The following is a 2,284-nucleotide window of genomic DNA, read 5'->3' as shown; positions in this document are numbered from 1 at the left end:
CCCGGCCGCCGACCAGTCCGACCTCACGCGGCCCGTCGAGGTCGAGGGTGACGAGACGTTCGTGCTGCACCCCGGCGAGTTCGTCCTCGGGTCCACCTACGAGCTCGTGACGCTGCCCGACGACGTCGCGGCCCGCCTCGAGGGCAAGTCGTCGCTCGGTCGGCTCGGCCTGCTGACCCACTCCACGGCCGGCTTCATCGACCCCGGCTTCTCGGGCCACGTGACGCTCGAGCTGGCCAACGTCGCCACGCTGCCGATCAAGCTCTACCCGGGCATGAAGATCGGCCAGCTCTGCTTCTTCCGGCTGTCCTCGGCGGCCGAGAACCCGTACGGATCGGCCAAGTACGGGTCCCGCTACCAGGGGCAGCGCGGACCGACGGCGTCGCGGTCCCACGCCAACTTCCACCAGACACGCATCTAGAGCCGAGGGCGATCCCCCATGTCCCTACCCCTCTCGATCAGCACCGAGGTCTCCGAGGCACTGTCGGCCGGGCGTCCGGTCGTGGCCCTGGAGTCGACGATCATCTCCCACGGCCTGCCCCGCCCCGACAACCTCGTGGCCGCGCGGCACTTCGAGCAGATGCTGCGCGATCGCGGCGTGGTCCCGGCCACGATCGCGGTGCTCGACGGCCAGCTGAAGGCCGGGCTGACCGACGCCGAGCTGGAGCGGGTCGCCTCCGAGGACGTCGCCAAGCTGAGCATGCGCGACCTGCCCGTGGTGCTGGCTCGCGGTGGCAGCGGTGCCACGACGGTGGCGGCCACGTCGTTCATCGCCGACCACGCGGGCATCCGGGTCTTCGCCACCGGCGGCCTGGGAGGGGTGCACCGAGGAGCGGGCAGCACCTTCGACGAGTCCAACGACCTGAAGGCGCTCTCGGAGGTGCCGATCACGGTCGTCTCCGCGGGCGTGAAGTCGGTCCTCGACATCGGCGCGACGCTGGAGCGCATGGAGTCCCTCGGCATCACGGTGCTCGGCTACGGCACGCAGGAGTTCCCGAGCTTCTGGCTGCGGTCGTCCGGCGAGCCGCTGGACTGGACGGTGCCCGACGGCGGCGCCGTCGCCGCGGTCATGGAGTCGCGCGAGCAGCTGGAGCTGTGCAGCGCGATCGTCGTGGCCAACCCGCTCCCCGTCGACGAGCAGCTCGACCCCGACCTGCACGACCGGGTGCTCGCCGAGGCGTTGCGCCGCTGCGAGGAGAAGGGCATCGAGGGCAAGGAGGTCACCCCCTTCCTGCTCTCGACCATCGTCGAGCTCACCGACGGGGAGAGCCTGTCCGTGAACCTGCGGATCGTCGAGAACAACATCAGGGTGGCGGCCGACATCGCGTCGGCCTGGGCCGCGCTGTAGCCGATGACGATCCTGGTCGTCGGCGACGTGGTCGACGACATCAGCGTGCAGCCGCTCGCCGAGGTCACCCCGGCGAGCGACACGCCGGCGACCATCCGGATGGCACCCGGTGGCTCGGCGGCCAACGTGGCGGCGTGGTTGGGCAGCCTTGGCGTCCCGACCCGGTTCGTGGGCCGGGTCGGCGCCGACGCGGTCGAGCGCCACGCGGCGGCCCTGCAGGCGCACGGCGTGGACGTCCGCCTGGCGGCCGACCCCGAGCTGCCGACCGCCACCATCCTGCTGCAGCTCGACGAGGTCGGGGAGCGGACGATGTTCGTCGACAGGGGTGCGAACACGCGGCTGCAGGCGGCCGACGTCCCGCCCGAGGCCTGGGACGGCGTGACCTGGCTGCACCTCACCGGCTACTCGTTCTTCGACGAGGGCACCCGGTCGATGGCCCTCGGGCTCGTGGCGCAGGCGAGGGCACGAGGCGCCGGGGTCAGCATCGACCCCAGCACGGTGTCGTTCCTGCGGGCGTGCGGCGGGGCGACGTTCCTCGACTGGGTCGACGGCGCCGACCTCGCGTTCCCCAACATCGACGAGGCGCGCGTCCTCGTCGACGCGCGCGGGCCGCAGATCGACCTCGACGCCCTGGCGGGTCGCTTCGGGGCGGTGGTGGTGACGCTCGGCTCGATGGGCGCGGCCTTCATCGGCTCCGTCGACGGTGCACCCGTGCGCGAGCAGCTGACCGCGCCCCGCACGTCGGTCGTGGACACGACGGGAGCCGGCGACGCCTTCGCGGCCGGGTTCCTGTCGGTGTGGGTGCGTCGGCACGACCCCGTGCCGGCCCTGGAGGCCGGCCGGTCGGCCGCGGAGCGGTGCATCGCCGCGCTCGGCGCGCGACCCCCGCGGTGAGCATCCGGCGCGAACTTGCCCGGAAGTTGCGGAATCAGTAGT

The 2,284-nt window shown here is 72.4% G+C and carries 3 protein-coding genes; all 3 read left to right on the top strand.

From position 1 onward, the window contains the following. Positions 1-421, top strand: a 421-nt coding sequence (gene dcd, locus ASF38_RS04450; protein ID WP_235497392.1) for a dCTP deaminase, incomplete at its 5' end; no start/stop codon positions are given. An 18-nt stretch (positions 422-439) separates the two neighbouring features. Continuing rightward, complete coding sequence (locus tag ASF38_RS04445; protein ID WP_055962731.1) at positions 440-1,348, top strand: pseudouridine-5'-phosphate glycosidase; 909 nt, start codon at positions 440-442, stop codon at positions 1,346-1,348. Positions 1,349-1,351: 3 nt separating this feature from the next. After that, positions 1,352-2,242: a carbohydrate kinase family protein gene (locus ASF38_RS04440; protein WP_056573913.1), complete on the top strand. Its 891-nt coding sequence runs from the start codon at positions 1,352-1,354 to the stop codon at positions 2,240-2,242. Positions 2,243-2,284: the final 42 nt, after the last annotated feature.

The sequence above is a fragment of the Aeromicrobium sp. Leaf272 genome (assembly GCF_001422865.1).
GTDB lineage: Bacteria > Actinomycetota > Actinomycetes > Propionibacteriales > Nocardioidaceae > Aeromicrobium.
Note: the sequence above shows the minus strand (reverse complement) of the source record. Positions and strands in the feature narration are given on the sequence as shown.

Excerpts from the sequence above, each read along its gene's own strand:
- ASF38_RS04445 (WP_055962731.1), top strand. The coding sequence starts at position 440 with ATGTCCCTACCCCTCTCGATCAGCACCGAGGTCTCCGAGGCACTGTCG.
- ASF38_RS04440 (WP_056573913.1), top strand. The coding sequence starts at position 1,352 with ATGACGATCCTGGTCGTCGGCGACGTGGTCGACGACATCAGCGTGCAG.